The organism is Ensifer sp. NPDC090286 (assembly GCF_044769565.1).
Lineage (GTDB): Bacteria > Pseudomonadota > Alphaproteobacteria > Rhizobiales > Rhizobiaceae > Ensifer.
Genome location: NZ_JBIVYF010000005.1, coordinates 149,856 through 165,380 on the forward strand (window position 1 = coordinate 149,856; position 15,525 = coordinate 165,380).

Genomic DNA, 15,525 nt, shown 5'->3' on the forward strand with positions numbered 1-15,525 from the left:
TGGCGCCGCAAGGTGTGCCACCCATGCGCTGCGCGGAGTTGTGTCTTGTAGGCCTAATAATTCTAATGCCTACCACCAATTCTACTGATGGTAACGGCGCACGGCTTTTCCGCTCACTCGGACGATTTGGCCGTCGAGCACTCGTAGACCGTCCGTCCGCTTTGCGCGTCGACGCCGGCAAGGCTCACCTCGTAGCCCCAGAGATGGCGGATATGGCGCATCGTCGCGTCACGGCTGCCTTCGTCGAGCAGGATGCCGTGCTTGACGTTGTGCTGCAGCCGCAATTGCCGGTCGCCGAGGAGATCGACGTCCATCACCTGGATGTCCGGCTGGTTGGCGGCAACGTCGTAGCTGTTGGCGAGCGCCGAACGAACGGCGGAGTAGCCGCGCTCGTTGTGGATCGAGGCAACCTCGACGAAACGATCCGACGAGCGGTCGGAGAGCTGGAACAGCCGGAACTTGCGCATCACCGCCGGGCTCAGATACTGCAGGATGAAGGACTCGTCGCGATGGTTCGCCCAGGCGTCACGCAGCGTTTCCATCCAGTCGCCGTTGCCGGCAAAGGAGGGGAACCAGTCGCGGTCTTCGTCCGTCGGCTCGGTGGCAATCCGCTGGATGTCCTGCATCATCGCAAAGCCGAGCGCGTAAGGATTGATGCCCGGATAGCGCCGATCGTCGAAATCCGGCTGGAAGACGACGTTGGAATGGCTCTGCAACAGCTCCAGCATATGGCCTTCGCCGATCCTGCCCTGGTCGTAGAGGCGGTTGATGATGGTGTAGTGCACGAAAGTGGCGCAGCCCTCGTTCATGACCTTGGTCTGGCGCTGCGGTGAAAAATACTGCGCGATCACGCGCACGATCCTGAGCAGTTCCCGCTGCCAGGGCTCCAGGATCAGGCTGTGTTTTTCGAGAAAATAGAGCAGGTTCTCTTCCGGCAGGTTGAGCACCTTTTTGCGCTCGGAGGCGTCGCGCTCGGCCTCGGCCGGATCGCGGTTCTCGGCCACCTGCGGCAGCGTTCGCCAGAGGTCGCTATAGGTCTGCTCCTCATATTCCAGCCGTTCACGCGCCCTCTCGCGCACCTTCTCCGAGGAGAGGCGCGGCGGGCGGCGGTAGCGGAAGACGCCCTGGTCCATCAGTGCGTGGGCGGAATCGAGGATCGCTTCGACGGCGGCGGTGCCGTGGCGCTCCTCGCATTTGGTCACGTATTTCTTGGCGAAATCCATGTAGCTCAGGATCGCGCCGGCATCGGTCCACTGGCGGAAGAGATAGTTGTTCTTGAAGAAGTGGTTATGGCCGAAGGCCGCATGCGCGGTCACCAGCGCCTGCATCGCCATGGTGTTTTCTTCCATGAGATAGGTGATGCAGGGATTGGAATTGATCACCAGCTCATAGGCAAGGCCGCGGTGGCCCTTGCGGTAGTGATGCTCTTCATAGGCAAAGCGCTTGCCGAAGGACCAGTGCTGGTACATGAGCGGCATGCCGACCGAGGAATAGGCGTCGAGCATCTGTTCGGAAGTGATGATCTCCAGCTGGTTCGGGTAGACGCTGAGGCCCATTTCCTCGATCGCGACCTGCTCGATCGCGTCATAGGCACGCGACAGCGTCGCAAAATTCCAGTCGGACCCCTGGAACAGGAGACCTGAGGTCGTGCGTCGTGCCATCCGGTCTCCCCCTCATTTCCGGGTGCGTACGGCCGGCTGCCGGGCAAAAAGCCTGCGGAAGACCGGGTAGATGTCGGCGGGTTTGGCGATCCGGGTCATCTGGAAATTCGACTTCTCGCCGTCCACCGTGCGATAGGCGCGCCAGAGCGCGGTACCGTTGTCCGTAGAGCCGAAGATTTCCGTCTCGCGCTCGTCGATGATTTCGACATAGGCATAGTACTGGCAGAGCTTCGTCAGCTTTTCCCTGAGCAGGGCCGCACAGTGTTCGCTGTCGCCAATGATGTTGTCGCCGTCGGACGCTTGGGCGGCATAGATGTTCCAGATCTGCGAGGGGTAGCGATCCTCGACGATCCTGATCATCTCTTCGAGCGCGGTCGATACGATCGTGCCGCCGCTCTGGGTGCTGTAGAAGAAGGTCTCCTCGTCGACCTCGCGCGCCTCGTCCGTGTGGCGGATGAAGACGATGTCGATGCGTTCGTACCGCCGCTTCAAAAACAGGTGCAGAAGCACGAAGAAGCGCTTGGCGAGGTCCTTCTCGCGCTCGCCCATGGAGGCCGAGACGTCCATCAGGCAGAACATCACGGCGTTGGCGTTCGGCAGCGGCTGCTGCTCGAAGCGGTTGAAGCGGATGTCGACCGGATCGACGTAAGGGATACGCCGCCGTTTCTTCTCGATCCTTTCCAGCTCGCCGCGCAGTTCCTTGAGCCTCTGTCGGCTCTTCGCCGTCGGCTCCGGTTCCGCTTCCAGTTGCGCGATCTCGTCGGTGACCGCGGTCAGTTCCTTCTCCTTCGGCCGGTGCAGCGCCAGGCGCCGGCCGAAACTGTTGCGCATCGTGCGCCCGACATTGATGTTCGTCGGCGTTCCCGCCGTGGCGAAGCCGGCGCGGCGGGGCTTGAAGGTGACGGTTTCCTTGAGGCTGAGCTTGACCATGTCGGGGAGCTCCAGATCCTCGAAAAAGAGGTCCAGCACTTCCTCGCGCGACAGGATGAACTGGAAATCATCGTCGCTTTCGCCGGTGCCGGGCTTGCCCTTGCCGCCGCCACCGCCGCCCGCTTCCGGTTTCGGCAGGCGGTCGCCTGCCGAAAACTCCTTGTTGCCGGGAAGAACGTAGTTGCGCTCGCCGGAGCCGCGGGACGGCTGGAACGTCGGCTCGCTGGCACCATCGGTCGGCATCGGCACGCCATGGGCGGCATCGACGTCGATGATCCTGTCCGACTTGACCTGATCCTTGATGACCCGCTTGAGCTCTTCGCGGGCCCGCTTCAGAAAGCGTTGTCGATTGCCGAGGCTCTTATCCTTCGGATTGAGCCGCCGGTCGATGAAATTCGGCATATACCAATCCCCTGCTTCGGCCCAATCCCCTGTTTCGGCATCGTCAGCCCGCCTTGTTGACCCGCATGTACCAGTCGACCAGCCGTCGGACCTGACGCTCCGTGTAGCCGCGTTCCGTCATGCGTTGGACGAACTCGGCGTGTTGCTTTTCGGATGCGCTGTCCTTCTTCGAGCCGAAGCTGATGACCGGAAGCAGGTCTTCGACCTGGCCGAACATGCGCTTCTCGATCACATCGCGAAGCTTTTCATAGCTCGTCCAGGAGGGGTTGCGCCCATGGTTCTTGGCGCGGGCGCGCAGGGTGAACTTGACAACCTCGTTGCGGAAGTCCTTGGGATTGGCGATGCCGGCCGGCTTTTCGATCTGCGACAGCTCGCTGTCGAGGATCTCCCGGTTGAGGATCTGTCCGGTATCCGGATCCTTGAAGTCCTGATCTTCGAGCCAGGCGTCGGCATAGGCGATGTAACGGTCGAACAGGTTCTGGCCGTATTCGCTGTAGGATTCGAGATAGGCCTTCTGGATTTCGTGGCCGATGAACTCGGCGTAGCGCGAGGCCAGCTCGGATTTGATGAAGTCGAGGTAGCTCGCTTCCGTCTCCTTCGGGAACTGTTCGCGGCGGATCGCCTGTTCCAGAATGTACATGAGATGCACGGGATCGGCCGCGACCTCCTTGGTGTCGTAGTTGAAGGTTTCCGACAGAACCTTGAAGGCAAAGCGGGTGCTGATGCCGGTCATGCCCTCGTCGACGCCGGCGGCATCGCGATATTCCTGAACGGACTTCGCCTTGGGATCGGTGTCCTTCAGGTTCTCGCCGTCATAGACCCGCATCTTGGTATAGAGCGGCGAGTTCTCATGACGCGCAAGGCGGGTGGAGACGGTGAAGCGGCTGAGGCTTTCCAGCACTTCCGGTGCGCAGGGGCTCTTGGTCAGTTCGCTTTCGCGCAAAAGCTTCTCGTAGATCTGCCGCTCTTCGGTGACGCGCAGGCAGTACGGCACCTTGACCACGAGGATGCGGTCGAGGAAGGCCTCATTGTTCTTGTTGTTCTTGAACTGCAGCCATTCGGACTCGTTGGAATGCGCAACGACGATGCCCTGATAGGGGAAGCCCCCGAAGCTTTCGGTGCCGTTGTAGTTGCCTTCCTGGGTGGCGGTCAAAAGCGGATGCAGCACCTTGATCGGCGCCTTGAACATTTCGACGAATTCGAGCAGGCCTTGCGTCGTGCGGTTGAGCCCGCCGCTGTAGGAGTAGGCGTCGGGATCGGCCTGGCTGTAGTTTTCCAGCTGGCGGATGTCGACCTTGCCGACCAGCGAGGAAACGTCCTGATTGTTCTCGTCGCCGGGTTCGGTCTTGGCGATCGCCACCTGGCGCAGCCGCGATGGCATCAGCTTGACGACGCTGAACTTGGAGATGTCGCCATCGACTTCGTCGAGCCGCTTCGTCGCCCAGGGGGAGATCAGACCGGTCAGCCGGCGTCGGCCGATGCCGTATTTGTCTTCGAGCAGATCGGCCATGCGGTCGGGATGGAAGAGGCCGAGCGGTGATTCAAAAACCGGGCTGACCTTTCCGCCGACCGCCAGCGTGTAGATCGGCTGAAGTTCCATCAGCTTTTTCAGGCGCTCGGCGAGCGAAGACTTGCCGCCGCCGACCGGGCCGAGCAGGTAGAGGATCTGCTTGCGCTCCTCCAGTCCTTGCGCTGCATAGCGGAAGTAGCCGACGATGCGCTCGATCGTATCCTCCATGCCGTAGAAGTCGGCGAAGGATGGATAGATCTTGACGGTCCGGTTTGAGAAGATGCGGCCGAGGCGTTCGTCCGCGCTGGTATCGATGAGGGTTGGATTACCTATGGCTGTAACCATCCGCTCTTGCGCGGTGGCATACATGCTTTTGTCGTCACGACATGCCAGAAGGTATTCTTGAAGGCTGATTTCTTCTTGCGCTGCACTTGTATAGATCTCCGAGAAGAGATCAAAAACGTCGCATTCGCTCTTTTGCATCATGCTCTCCCGCGGCCGCTGGCTGAGACGGGGATCGCTGCTTATCGGCTCGCTCATTCGAATAAACGGCGTCCCATGCGCAATGTTCCTTCAGAGTACTCGCTTTCTCGTGATTCTCGAAGGGGTTGTTTCAATGAATGAAAAATCGTGACTGCGGCATCACGAAAACCTGATCGAAGCGGCGGTCACGCGGCGTTGAAGGCGGGCGCGAGCGCGCTTGGCGCCGCGTGTGACCGGGCGTTTTCTGTGTCGGCGCCACGTTCGGTTGCGTCAGCCGCCGCCGGGGTCGCCAAGGCGGCGAACATGGGTGACCAGGGCCGCGTCGCCCATGGTCGCGGCCCGGACATGGCCGACGCCCGGCGCTGCAACCATGGATAAGTTGTCTTCGACACCGGCGGCGCGATGGCGGCCCCGTGCTTCGGCATGAGCGTGCTCGACGGCGCCGCCGTCCAGCGGCGCTTGAGCGAGGGGCAGAGGCGTTAGGCGAGCCAGGCCGGCAGGCGCGCCGGAACGCGGCCGGTGAGCGCTGCCTCGACGCAGTCGGCAAGGTTGCTGAAGCGCACGGCGCGGCCGGAAAGACCGGGACCGTAATGGGCGTATTTGCCGGAATTGGTCATCAGTGCCCGTGTCTTCGTCGGGAATACCGGCTCCGAAATCGAGCACCAGCAAAGATCCGGCAGCACCTGGATGCCGCTTTCTTCAAGGCGGGCAAGCAGACCTTCGTCGCGCGCGGCGGCAATCGCGTCTCGTCCGGCGGTGACGATGACGGCGACGTTGCTGTCGCGCTTGCGGCCGTCGAAGGCCGTGGCCAGAGCGCGGCATTCCTCAATCGACGCATGCGGGCTGCCGATGGCGACGAGTTCGACCTCCTCCGGACCGTCGTTCAGGAGCGACCAGGCAGCGGCCATGTCGGCGCGGTTGATCGTCGTGCGGTCGGCATCCTTGGCCGCGGCGCCTTCCGCTTCCGGGGTCACGCCCTCCACATGCAGCATCGGGGATGCAGACGTCGTGCCGAAGGCGGCGCAAAGCGCCTTGAGGTCGTCACGCGACGGGCGTGCCGATGCAAGACCGCGCAACAGCGGAATGCGGTCGGGCGCGGCCTTGCCGGCGAGGTAGCCGATCAACGGCCAGAAGGCATCGTCGATATTGTCAGGCAGCTCCACGTCGATGACGCGCGTCGCCTTGCGCGGCGCGTCGAGATAGACGCCCGAGAGCGGTGCGCGACCGGTCAGCGCGATGCAGAGGTCGAGAAAATCAGGGTGCTTCGCCGTACGCGCGCCAAGCACGGTGTTGGCGAAGATCACCGCATTGGATTCTGCCCAGGCGATCGCTTCGCCGGACTTCGGCGCGCTGTCGAGCAGATAGGGTGAGCAGGTGAAAGTCGGGCGGCAGCCCATGCGCACATAGGCGTCGGCCAGCCTGGCCGCCGGGTCGCCGAACGATTCCGGGACGCCCTGTGCCTGCCAGTTGGCGCGGTCGACGGAGATCGCGTTCATCGTCGTCGGCACCCGAACCTTGGCGCCCATGTCCGCCATCTTCTCGGCGAAGGTGAGGTTGGCCGGGCTCGCATAGATGCAGCCGTCGATATGGCCCTGGACCACGTCGATCAGTTTTTCCGCGCCCTGCTGCGCTGCCATCGCCGCGATGATGCGCATTGCCTGTTGCACCGCGATGCCGTCACGGCCGTCGAGCATGGCGCGATCGTCGTCGGAGAGGTCGAGCGCTGTCGTTGCCGGCGGAGCGACCGGGATTGCCAAGCCATCGGCTTCGATCGCCGTATCGCTGATACGCGCGGTCTTTGCCTGCGACAGCGCCTTGAACGCGTCGCGCGAAAGCCGCAGCACCGGCAGGGGTTTTCCGAACATTTCGGCCGCGATCAGCGCGCCGAGCGTCAGCACGTCCTCGGCTTCCGAGAAGACAAGGGCCGCAGGCGCACGGCCGGTCAGCGCCATGTCGAGCAGCACGCCCGAACCGGTGCAGGAACCGCGGCTCGACGGCATCATCAGGATGCCGCCGGTGAGACAGAGGCCGTGCAGCGGGTGGTGCACGTCGATCACCCGGCCCGTTGCCGGATCGACCCCGCCCCAGAAGCTCAGCGCCTCCTCAGTGGCGATGACGGGGCCATCGGCGGAGCCGGAAAGAATGCTGCGGGCGGAGATCGATTGGGTCATTTTACGACAAATCCATGAGCAAAGGGGTCGCGGTCATCGATGAAGATCGTGTTGATGCCGGTCATGCGGGCCCAGCCGGCGATCGAGGGAATGATGGCGTCACGGTCGGCGACCTCGGTCGCCGCCTCGACGCGGCCCTTGAACAGCGAGCCGATGATCGACTCGTGCACGAACTCGTCGCCGACCTTGAGCTTGCCCTTGGCGGCAAGCTGGGCCATGCGCGCCGATGTGCCGGTGCCGCAGGGCGACCGGTCGATCGCCTTTTCGCCGTAGAAGACGGCGTTGCGCGCATGCGCCTCGGCGTTTGTCGGTTTTCCGGTCCACTGGATGTGGCTGAGGCCCTGAATTTCCGGGTGCTCCAGATGCACGAACTCGTATTTGGCATTGAGCGCCGCGCGCAGCTTAGGGCTCCAGCCGACAAGTTCGCCGGCGGTGTGGTCGGCCATGTCGCAAAAATTTTTCTGCGGCTCGACGATGGCGTAGAAGTTGCCGCCGTAGGCGACGTCGACGACGATCTCGCCGAGACCCTCGACCTCAGCCGTCAGCCCCTCGGCGTAGAGGAAGCCCGGTACGTTGGTGAGGCGCACTTCTTCGACGAAGCGGCCTTCCTGGCGATAGGTGATGTCGACCTTGCCGGCCGGCGCGTCGATCGAAAGTCTGCCGGGCTCGCGCGGGGTGATCAGGCCGTTTTCGATCGCCATGGTAATGGTGCCGATCGTGCCATGGCCGCACATCGGCAGACAGCCCGACGTTTCGATGAAGAGCACCGCCACGTCGCAGTCCGGCCGGGTCGGCGGATAGAGGATCGAGCCCGACATCATGTCGTGGCCGCGCGGCTCGAACATCAGGCCGGTACGGATCCAATCGAACTCACGCAGGAAATGCGCCCGCTTCTCCAGCATGTTGGCGCCTTCGAGCCGCGGCCCGCCGCCGGAAACGAGGCGGACCGGATTGCCGCAGGTGTGGCCGTCGATGCAGGAGAAGGTGTGGTTGGCCATGGTCTAAACTCTGTCAGAAACGTTGGGGCGAGAAGGAGCTGATGTCGATCGCCGGCCGCCGGCCGGTGAGCAGGTCGGCAACGAGCCGGGCGGTGCCGGCCGATTGCGTCAGACCGAGATGGCCGTGGCCGAAAGCGTAGACGACGCGGCCCGTGGCGCGGGCGCGGCCGATCGCCGGCAGGCTGTCGGGCAGCGACGGGCGGAAACCCATCCATTGCACGCCGCCCTCGCTCTTGAAGCCGGGCAGGAAGGTCTGCGCCTTCTTCAGCATGGCCTCCGAGCGGCGGAAGTTCGGCGGCAACTTCAGCCCGCCGAGTTCAACGGCGCCGCCGACGCGGATGCCGGTCGAAAGCCGCGTCACGACGAAGCCGTGGCCGCCGAAGGTGACCTGGGTGCGCAGGTCAAAGGCATCCTGCGGCAGGGTGGTGTTGTAGCCGCGCTCGGTTTCGAGCGGGATGCGCTCGCCAAGCGTGCGGGCGACCTGGTGCGAGAACGCGCCGGCCGAAAGGACGACCTGTTCAGTCCGCCGGGGCTTGCCGTCGGCCGTCAGTTCGACGCCGCCTTCGACAGGCTTCAGCCCCGTGACCTCGGCGCGCTCGATCACGCCGCCCTTGGCGCGGAAATGGTCTGCCAGCGCCAGCGTGTAGAGCTTGGGATCGGCGATCGAATACCAGCCGGGGGTAAAGGTGCCATGGGTGAAGCGCGATGCGAGACCGGGCTGGATCTCGGCCATCTCGGCCGCGCCCATGTGCCGGAATTCGATGCCGTGTTCGGCGCGCGCGGTCCAGCCGGGAAGCGAGGCCTTCAGCTCGGCGTCGCTTTCATAGACCTGCAGATTGCCTTCCTTGCGCAGCATCGGCAGCGTGCCGGTCTCGGCCAGGAACGGTTCGAGTTCCGCCTTGGAGAGATCCATCATCGCCGTCTGCGCGGTCGTCGAATGGGCGACACGGCTTGCCGAACAGGCGCGCCAGAAGCGGAACATCCACGGCGCGATCTGCGCGGCATAGGCCGGCGGCACGCTCAAAGGGCCGAGCGGGTCGAGCAGCCACTTCGGCGCCTTCTTGAGGATGCCGGGCGAAGCGAGCGGCAAGATGTCGGTGAAGGCGAAGGCCCCGGCATTGCCCGCCGAGGCACCTGCTGCCGGACCTTCCCGGTCGAGCACGGTGACGGAAAGTCCCCGTGCCTGGGCGGCAATGGCCGCAGAAAGGCCGACAACGCCGGCGCCGATGACGATGACGTCAGGCTGAACTGCATTCTTCATGATCGGCTCAGTGCGTCGCTGCCAGGAACTTCTGGAGTTCCGGATCCTTCGGCGCGCCGAAGAGCGCCTCCGGTGCGGCGATTTCTGCCATCACGCCCTTGTGGAAGAAGGCGACGCGGTCGGAGACTTCGCGGGCAAACTTCATCTCGTGGGTGACGCAGATCATCGTCATGCCTTCGGAGGCCAGCATGCGCAGCGTGTCGAGCACTTCGCCGACGAGCTGCGGGTCGAGCGCCGAGGTGACTTCGTCGAACAGCATGTATTCCGGTGACATGGCAAGCGCGCGGGCGATCGCCATGCGCTGCTGCTGGCCGCCCGACATGCGGGTCGGGTAGACGCCGAGCTTCTCGCCGAGGCCGACGTGGGTGAGCTGCTTGACGGCGATCTCCTCGGCTTTCTCCTTGGAAAGGCCGAGCACCTTGCGCGGCGCCAGCGTGACGTTTTCAAGCACGGTCAGGTGCGGGAAAGCATTGAATTGCTGGAAGACGATGCCGAGCTTGCTGCGCAGCTTGTTGAGGTTCGTTGATTTCGCGTGGACCTCGGTGCCGTCGACCAGGATGCGGCCGGAATCGATCGGTTCGAGACCGTTGATGCAGGTGAGCAGCGTCGATTTTCCGGAACCGGAGCCGCCGATGATGGTCAGCACCTCGCCCTTGTTGACGGTGAGGTCGATGCCTTTGAGAACCTCCAGCGAGCCGAAGGATTTGCGAACGTTCTGGATCTCAATCATTGGACCACCGTTTTTCAAGGTAACCGCCGAGCCGGGCGATCGGGAAGCTGATGAGGAAGTAGATGGCGCCGCAGATCAAAAGGATCAGCAGCGGTTCCTGCAGGCGGGTGACGAGCACCTGCGAGGCGCGCAAAAGTTCGATCAGGCCGAGCCAGAGCACGAGTGCCGAGTCCTTCATGACGCCGAGCGTCAGGCCGATCCAGGACGGAAGCGACACGCGGGTCGCAAGCGGCGCCACGATGTAGCGCATGTCCTGCCACCAGGTCATGCCGAGCGAGCGGGCGGCACGGCGCGTCGTCGGCGGAACCGAAGAAATGCCGCCGCGAACGATCTCGGTGCAATAGGCGGCCGTATAGAGCGACAGCACCACGCAGGAGGTCGTGAACGGCGCCCAGCCGAGCTTGGCGATCGCCTGGAAGGCGTTGGCAAGCACCAGCTGGATCAAGAGCGGCACGGAACGGAAGATATCGAGCACGAAGGTGAGCGGCATGGCCCAGTAGGGGCCGACCTGATTGCGCACGACGCCGAAGATGATGCCGAGCACGGTGCCGGCCGTCACGGAGACGGCGGTGACCGCGAGCGTCATCAGGGCGCCCTGTAACAGAAAGCCGAGATCAGCGAGGGTGAGGGCGGTGTTGAACATCTCTCACCTCTCCTAGTAACGAAACATGCGCGCGGCGAGCAGGCGCGCGCCAAGGGTCACGGCTTTGGCGATCAGGTAGTAGATCACTGCGGCGATCGCGAAGAATTCGAAGGTGCGGAACGAGCGGGCGTTCAGCTCCTGGGTGATGCCTGCAAGGTCGGTGTTCATGCCGACGGTGACACCGAGCGATGTCATCAGGATCGCCCAGACCATCTGGTTGGTGACCGGCAGGAAGGCGATGCGGAACATCTGCGGCAGCACGATATAGCGGAAGGCCTGGACCGGCGTCATGCCGAGCGAACGGCCGGCGCGGGTCTGTGTATCCGGGATGGCCTTGAGCGCGCCGCGGAAGTTCTCGGCGAGATAGCCGGCATTGTTGAAGGCGATCCCCGCAAGCAACGCCGTATAGGGGCTGAGGTGAATGCCGAAATTGCCGAGGCCGAAATGGGCCATATAGATCTGGAACAGCGCCGGCGTGTTGCGGGCGATTTCGACCCAGGCGGTGGCAAAGCCACCGAGGATGCGATTGCCGGACAGGCGGCAGGCCGTGAGCGCGAGCGCCAGCGCCAGGCCGATGACCATCGAGAGCAGAGCCACCTGCAAGGTGACCAGCGCTCCATCGAGCATCTGCGGCAGGGCTTTGAGCGCCTGGTTCCAATGGAAGGTGTAACTGAACATGTTTCGTCTCGCCTCTTCGGAAACGAATAGCGGCGCGAAGCTAGACTTCGCGCCGCCAGATAGACGGCATATTAGCGGTAAACGCCCTTTGCCGTAAGGTCGGGCAGTTCGCCGCCGACCCACTTTTCATAGAGTTCGGCATAACGGCCGGTGCGGACCTGCTGGTTGATGAAAAGATTGAGGAAGTTGATGAAGCCGTATTCTTCGCGGTTGGTGAAGAGCGCGACGTAGTCGGTGTCGAACGGAGCCTTGCCGACGACGGAGATGCCGGCAAACTTGCCGCCCTTGACGTTGGCCTGGGCGACCGTCGAGGTCGAAACCGTGGCGTCGATCTGGCCCTGGCTGAGCGCGAGGAAGACGTCTGCCTGAGTCTGGTACGGACGGAACTCGCCAGCACCCCATTCCTTGACCTGCTTTTCGAGCGCGATCGCTTCGAACGTGCCGGCGGTCGCGCCGACGGTCTTGCCCTTCATGTCTTCGAAGGACTTGACGCCCGACTTCTCGTTGGCGGTGACAGCCATTTCGAAGGCGAAGTAAGGGATCGTCATGCCGACGGTCTTGGCACGCTCAAGCGTGTCCGAGGTCGAGGCAACGCCGACGTCGACACGGCCCGACATCAGAGCAGGAATACGCTCCGGGAACGGGGTCTCGACGATTTCGGCGGTGACGCCGAGGGCCTTTGCGAGATCGTTGCAGTAGTCGACGTCAAAACCGATCGGGTTGTTGTTCTCGTCGCGAGAACCCATCGGCGGGAAGTCGAGCACGACTGCGCAACGCAGCGTACCCGAGCCGATGACGTCATCCAGCTTGTCGGCATGGGCCTGGCTGGTCAGAGCAGCGGCCGCAACGAGGCCGAGCGCGAGCACCGAAGTCTTCATTTTCTCTCTCCCTGAAATGAGTGCCGTTTGACGGCTGAGGCACTATTCCGTTTTAGAGAGCACAAATCAATAGAAAAATACAATTAGTATACAAAAAGTATAAGTTCATAACGCAGAACGCGCGCAGGCATCCCATTTGTTTCGCGAAATGGGATGCCTGCGAAGCGATCTGTCGTGTCTTGCGGCTGCGGGCGGCAAGCCACCCGCAGCGTCTGCCGGTGCCTTAGCCCTGGAAGTCCTCGGGCAGCAGGCCTTCCGGCATGTTCTGGTAGGCGACCGGACGCAGGAAGCGGCGGATCGACATCGTGCCGACGCTGGTTGCGCCGAAGTTGGTCGAGGCCGGATATGGTCCCCCATGCACCATGGAATCCACCACCTCGACGCCAGTCGGGAAGCCGTTGACGAGCACGCGGCCGGCCTTGCGCTCGAGGATCGGGCGCAGGCGACGGGCGGTCTCGAGGTCGGCCGCATCCATGTGGATGGTGGTGGTCAGCTGCCCCTCGAAACCGCGGGCAAGCTGTTCCATCTCTTCGGTCGAACCGACACGGACGACGAGGCCGAGCGGGCCGAAGACCTCTTCGCCGAGCGCGTGGTCGGCAAGGAACTGGTCGCCGGTCGTCTCGAACAGGTTCGGCGAGACCGAGCGGCCGGAAGATTCGGTCGTCAGCAGCGGCTTCACGGTGTTGCGGCTTTCAAAGCGCGCCTGGCCATCGTGATAGGCCTTGGCGATGCCGTCGGTGAGCATCGTTTGCGGCGCGACCTTGCCGAGCGCCTCGACGGCGGCCGACGTGAAGCGGTCGGCATCGGCGCCTTCGACAACCACGGCGATGCCGGGGTTGGTGCAGAACTGGCCGGCGCCCATGGTGAGCGAGCCGGCCCAGCCCTGGCCGAGACCTTCGGCGCGTGCCTTCAGGGCTTCCGGCAGCAGGAACATCGGGTTGACCGAGCCGAGCTCGCCGAAGAACGGGATCGGCTCCGGACGCGCAGCGCAGAGATTGAAGAGCGCACGGCCACCGGCGAGCGAACCGGTGAAGCCGACGGCCTTGATCAGCGGATGCTGCACCAGCGCTTCGCCGACCTGGCGGTTGCCGCCCTGGATCAGCGAGAAGACGCCCGGGTGAACGCCGGTCTTGCGGATGGCGGCTTCGACGGCCTGCGCGACGATCTCACCGGTGCCCGGGTGGGCCGAGTGGCCCTTGACGACCACGGGGCAGCCAGCGGCAAGGGCGGCAGCCGTGTCGCCGCCGGCGGTCGAGAAGGCCAGCGGGAAGTTCGAGGCGCCGAAGACGGCGACCGGGCCGATCGGGCGCTGGATGAGGCGGATTTCCGGGCGCGGCGCCGGCTGGCGCTCGGGCAGGGCCGCATCGAAACGGCGGTCGAGATATTCGCCCTTCTCGATGTGATCGGCGAAAAGGCGGAGCTGGCCGGTGGTGCGGCCGCGTTCGCCCTGCAGGCGCGCTTCCGGCAGGCCGGTTTCCTGGGTGCCGATCTCGGTGATGGCTTCGGCGCGTGCTTCGATCTCATCGGCAATCGCGCGCAGGAACGCGGCGCGCTCGGCGCGGGTCGAATAGCCGTAGCTCAGGAACGCTTCTTCGGCCGCTTCAGCGGCGCGGTTGACCAGCTCTACCGTGCCGGTGGCGAACTGATGGACCGGCCCGTGGGCGGGTGCGGATGCGAAGGTACCCGCGCCGTCGAGCCATTCGCCGGCGACAAGGTGTTTTCCTTTGGGGGTGAAGGCCATCTGCCGATCCTTTCGTTCGATCCCGGATTGCCTTTTCTGGCAGAGGGGATCATGGCTGAATTGCACTTGTCGGATCTTTGTATACTATATGTATGCAGAACATCAATCGCCTGACTGGCCCTTCCGGATCAGGCGCAGCATTTGAGAGGGAGAGAGATGAGCGAAACCAATACCCTGACGATCGCAGCACTTTTCGAGCGCGTCGAGGCGATCTTCCTGAAGGCGGGGCTCAACGCCATTCAGGCCGGTGCACTGGCCCGGGTGATCGTCGCCGGCGAGCGCGATGCCTGCAAGTCGCACGGCATCTACCGCATCGAAGGGGCGCTCAGGACCGTCAAGGCGGGCAAGGTGAAGCCAGATGCCGTTCCGGAGCTCGATGCGCAGGAAGGCTCGGCCATCGTCAAGGTCAACGCCAAGGGCGGTTTCGCCAATCCGGCCTTCGAACTCGGCCTGCCGGCGCTGGCCGAACGTGCCCGTACGCTCGGCATTGCCGCGCTCGTCATCAATGATTGCACCCATTTCTCGGCGCTCTGGCCGGAAGTAGAAGGGCTGACCGGCGAGGGACTTGCCGGCCTCGTCATGTGCCCAAGCTATGCGACGGTTGCGCCGACCGGCGGCAACAAGCCGTTGCTCGGCACCAACCCCTTTGCCTTCGGCTGGCCGCGCGAAAACAAGCCGCCCTACGTCTTCGACTTCGCGACTTCGGTTGCCGCCCGCGGCGAGATCGAGCTGCACCGCCGTGCCGGCAAGCCTTTGCCGGAGGGCTGGGCGATCGATGCCGAGGGTAATCCGACCACCGACCCGGAAGCGGCGCTTGCCGGCGCCATGCTGCCCTTCGGCGGCCACAAGGGTTCGGCTATCGGCACGATGGTCGAGCTTCTCGCCGGCATCATGATCGGCGACCTGACGAGCCCGGAAGTGCTCGACTATCTCGGCACGACGACGCTGGCACCCTTCCATGGCGAACTGATCGTCGCCTTCTCGCCGGAGAAGTTTGCCGCCGGCCGTCCGGGCGATCCTTTCGCCCGCGCGGAAGTGCTCTTCGAAGCGATTGTCGGCCAGGGCGCGCGCCTGCCGTCGCAGCGCCGCTTCGTCGCGCGCGCCAAGTCGGAGGCCGAGGGCGTCGTGCTGAATACCGCCGAAATGGAGCAACTCGACCGCTTGCTTACCCTTGGATTGGATGCCGTCGCGTAAGCAACGGCTAACCTTTTCGCGGTTTCTTCGCTGCGCCGCCATCGCCGTCGCCGTCGATAAAAGAAGGCCCTCTCAACCGGAGGGCCTTTTCTACGAGAGGCGCACCCCACTCACCCTCTTCATCCTCGCGCTCGTGCCGGGATCCAGTAATCCTACGTCCGTCAGGTCTAAGGGCTCTTCCCCTGCTGGAGTCCTGACACAGGAATGAGGGAAATCTTGGCTGCTGCTTGCGATGCAAACGCGGC

The 15,525-nt window shown here is 63.7% G+C and carries 12 protein-coding genes; 1 reads left to right on the forward strand and 11 read right to left on the reverse strand.

Annotation, left to right across the window (positions count from 1 at the left end):
* Positions 1 to 113: 113 nt before the first annotated feature.
* From ACIQUG_RS24960 to ACIQUG_RS25010, 11 genes are all read right to left on the reverse strand, one after another.
* The gene (locus tag ACIQUG_RS24960; protein ID WP_402324798.1) at positions 114 to 1,661 is read right to left on the reverse strand and encodes a SpoVR family protein; all 1,548 of its coding nucleotides are present in this window, start codon (positions 1,659 to 1,661) and stop codon (positions 114 to 116) included.
* A 12-nt stretch (positions 1,662 to 1,673) separates the two neighbouring features.
* On the reverse strand, positions 1,674 to 2,993 hold the full coding sequence (locus ACIQUG_RS24965; RefSeq protein ID WP_192450111.1) for a YeaH/YhbH family protein: 1,320 nt from the start codon (positions 2,991 to 2,993) through the stop codon (positions 1,674 to 1,676).
* Between the two features lie 43 nt (positions 2,994 to 3,036).
* Positions 3,037 to 4,986, reverse strand: a complete 1,950-nt coding sequence (locus tag ACIQUG_RS24970; protein ID WP_034798403.1) for a PrkA family serine protein kinase — start codon at positions 4,984 to 4,986, stop codon at positions 3,037 to 3,039.
* Between the two features lie 479 nt (positions 4,987 to 5,465).
* Positions 5,466 to 7,157, reverse strand: a complete 1,692-nt coding sequence (locus ACIQUG_RS24975; protein ID WP_402324799.1) for an aconitase X — start codon at positions 7,155 to 7,157, stop codon at positions 5,466 to 5,468.
* Positions 7,154 to 8,155, reverse strand: a complete 1,002-nt coding sequence (locus ACIQUG_RS24980; protein ID WP_402324800.1) for a 4-hydroxyproline epimerase — start codon at positions 8,153 to 8,155, stop codon at positions 7,154 to 7,156. The genes ACIQUG_RS24975 and ACIQUG_RS24980 overlap by 4 nt, the downstream gene beginning before the upstream one ends.
* Before the next feature lie 13 nt (positions 8,156 to 8,168).
* Positions 8,169 to 9,416: an NAD(P)/FAD-dependent oxidoreductase gene (locus ACIQUG_RS24985; RefSeq protein ID WP_402324802.1), complete on the reverse strand. Its 1,248-nt coding sequence runs from the start codon at positions 9,414 to 9,416 to the stop codon at positions 8,169 to 8,171.
* A 7-nt stretch (positions 9,417 to 9,423) separates the two neighbouring features.
* A complete protein-coding gene (locus tag ACIQUG_RS24990; protein ID WP_043612991.1) occupies positions 9,424 to 10,146 on the reverse strand; it encodes an amino acid ABC transporter ATP-binding protein in 723 nt (240 codons plus the stop codon).
* A complete protein-coding gene (locus ACIQUG_RS24995) occupies positions 10,139 to 10,789 on the reverse strand; it encodes an amino acid ABC transporter permease (RefSeq protein ID WP_043612988.1) in 651 nt (216 codons plus the stop codon). The genes ACIQUG_RS24990 and ACIQUG_RS24995 overlap by 8 nt, the downstream gene beginning before the upstream one ends.
* Positions 10,790 to 10,801: 12 nt before the next feature.
* Positions 10,802 to 11,467, reverse strand: a complete 666-nt coding sequence (locus tag ACIQUG_RS25000) for an amino acid ABC transporter permease (protein ID WP_402324805.1) — start codon at positions 11,465 to 11,467, stop codon at positions 10,802 to 10,804.
* A 71-nt stretch (positions 11,468 to 11,538) separates the two neighbouring features.
* The gene (locus tag ACIQUG_RS25005; protein WP_043612984.1) at positions 11,539 to 12,345 is read right to left on the reverse strand and encodes a transporter substrate-binding domain-containing protein; all 807 of its coding nucleotides are present in this window, start codon (positions 12,343 to 12,345) and stop codon (positions 11,539 to 11,541) included.
* A 223-nt stretch (positions 12,346 to 12,568) separates the two neighbouring features.
* Positions 12,569 to 14,086: an aldehyde dehydrogenase (NADP(+)) gene (locus ACIQUG_RS25010; RefSeq protein WP_192450116.1), complete on the reverse strand. Its 1,518-nt coding sequence runs from the start codon at positions 14,084 to 14,086 to the stop codon at positions 12,569 to 12,571.
* 156 nt (positions 14,087 to 14,242) lie between these two features.
* Between ACIQUG_RS25010 and ACIQUG_RS25015 the strand changes: the two genes are divergently transcribed.
* Positions 14,243 to 15,280, forward strand: coding sequence for an Ldh family oxidoreductase (locus tag ACIQUG_RS25015; protein WP_402324807.1), 1,038 nt, complete (start codon positions 14,243 to 14,245; stop codon positions 15,278 to 15,280).
* Positions 15,281 to 15,525: the final 245 nt, after the last annotated feature.

What these genes read in the sequence shown, in the direction of transcription:
- ACIQUG_RS25015 (WP_402324807.1), top strand. Translation starts at nt 14,243, where the DNA reads ATGAGCGAAACCAATACCCTGACGATCGCAGCACTTTTCGAGCGCGTC.
- ACIQUG_RS24990 (WP_043612991.1), bottom strand. Translation starts at nt 10,146, where the DNA reads ATGATTGAGATCCAGAACGTTCGCAAATCCTTCGGCTCGCTGGAGGTT.
- ACIQUG_RS24960 (WP_402324798.1), bottom strand. Translation starts at nt 1,661, where the DNA reads ATGGCACGACGCACGACCTCAGGTCTCCTGTTCCAGGGGTCCGACTGG.
- ACIQUG_RS24985 (WP_402324802.1), bottom strand. Translation starts at nt 9,416, where the DNA reads ATGAAGAATGCAGTTCAGCCTGACGTCATCGTCATCGGCGCCGGCGTT.
- ACIQUG_RS24965 (WP_192450111.1), bottom strand. Translation starts at nt 2,993, where the DNA reads ATGCCGAATTTCATCGACCGGCGGCTCAATCCGAAGGATAAGAGCCTC.
- ACIQUG_RS25000 (WP_402324805.1), bottom strand. Translation starts at nt 11,467, where the DNA reads ATGTTCAGTTACACCTTCCATTGGAACCAGGCGCTCAAAGCCCTGCCG.
- ACIQUG_RS24995 (WP_043612988.1), bottom strand. Translation starts at nt 10,789, where the DNA reads ATGTTCAACACCGCCCTCACCCTCGCTGATCTCGGCTTTCTGTTACAG.
- ACIQUG_RS24980 (WP_402324800.1), bottom strand. Translation starts at nt 8,155, where the DNA reads ATGGCCAACCACACCTTCTCCTGCATCGACGGCCACACCTGCGGCAAT.
- ACIQUG_RS25005 (WP_043612984.1), bottom strand. Translation starts at nt 12,345, where the DNA reads ATGAAGACTTCGGTGCTCGCGCTCGGCCTCGTTGCGGCCGCTGCTCTG.
- ACIQUG_RS24970 (WP_034798403.1), bottom strand. Translation starts at nt 4,986, where the DNA reads ATGCAAAAGAGCGAATGCGACGTTTTTGATCTCTTCTCGGAGATCTAT.
- ACIQUG_RS25010 (WP_192450116.1), bottom strand. Translation starts at nt 14,086, where the DNA reads ATGGCCTTCACCCCCAAAGGAAAACACCTTGTCGCCGGCGAATGGCTC.
- ACIQUG_RS24975 (WP_402324799.1), bottom strand. Translation starts at nt 7,157, where the DNA reads ATGACCCAATCGATCTCCGCCCGCAGCATTCTTTCCGGCTCCGCCGAT.